Source organism: Streptomyces beijiangensis (genome assembly GCF_017315755.1).
Classification (GTDB): Bacteria; Actinomycetota; Actinomycetes; order Streptomycetales; family Streptomycetaceae; genus Streptomyces; species Streptomyces beijiangensis.
The window spans coordinates 1-365 of sequence record NZ_JAFLRJ010001364.1; the positions used below are offsets into that span (position 1 = coordinate 1).

Annotated in this window: 1 pseudogene; it reads left to right on the plus strand. The window is 67.1% G+C overall.

Annotation, left to right across the window (positions count from 1 at the left end):
* A pseudogene (locus tag J0695_RS41840) lies at positions 1-304 on the plus strand (alpha/beta fold hydrolase); the annotation flags it as partial.
* Between the last annotated feature and the right edge of the window lie 61 nt (positions 305-365).

The following is a 365-nucleotide window of genomic DNA, read 5'->3' on the forward strand; positions in this document are numbered from 1 at the left end:
GCCGGCGAGTGAGGCGAACCTGCTGGCGGTTACCCAGCGGCCCGCAGCGACCACCGCCTTCTCGGAGAAGGCCAAGGTCGCAGCGTGGAAGAACATCCCCTCATGGGCCCTCGTCGGCCGGCAGGACATGACCATCAACCCGGACCAGGAACGCTTCGAGGCCAAGCGCGCCCACTCCCACACCGTGGAGATCAATACCTGCCACGTATCCCTGATCGCCCGCCCCGACGCTGTCGCCGACCTGATCCTCCAGGCCACCACCGCAACCGCGACGACCGCCGCGGCCGATCCCAGAACGCGCTGATCCGTGCTGACTCCACCAGCTACCTTTCCGAGTTCCGATACTCCCCCGAGCCCACGAGACT